The following is a 438-nucleotide window of genomic DNA, read 5'->3' as shown; positions in this document are numbered from 1 at the left end:
TTAAGCAATCTAAAAAAGAAAATAAACATTTAGATCCTCCTGAAATTCAGTAAGGAAAAAGATGTTTAACAAAGTTGTTTTGGTTGGAAATCTTACACGAGATATAGAAATGCGTTATGCACAAAGCGGTAGTGCTATTGGAGCTTCCGCTATAGCAGTAACAAGAAGATTTAACGCAAATGGAGAACAAATAGAAGAAACTTGCTTTATTGATATAAGCTTTTATGGTCGCACCGCAGAAGTTGCAAACCAATACCTTACAAAAGGTTCAAAAGTACTCATAGAAGGACGTTTGAGATTTGAACGATGGAGTGATCAAAATGGACAAAATCGCTCTAAACATAGCATTCAAGTTGAAAATATGGAAATGCTTGGCAATTCCAATGCTCCACAACAAGGCGGAAATTTTGGCAATAATAGCTTTTCAAACAACAATTA

The 438-nt window shown here is 34.7% G+C and carries 1 protein-coding gene; it reads left to right on the top strand.

Features of this window, described 5'->3' with window-relative positions; all coding sequences use genetic code 11:
• Positions 1–61: 61 nt before the first annotated feature.
• A partial coding sequence (locus KJR01_RS09820) for a single-stranded DNA-binding protein (protein ID WP_214119059.1) occupies positions 62–438 on the top strand: 377 nt, incomplete at its 3' end.

Origin of the sequence: Campylobacter sp. 2018MI10 (genome assembly GCF_018501175.1) — a bacterium.
GTDB lineage: Bacteria > Campylobacterota > Campylobacteria > Campylobacterales > Campylobacteraceae > Campylobacter_E.
Note: the sequence above shows the minus strand (reverse complement) of the source record. Positions and strands in the feature narration are given on the sequence as shown.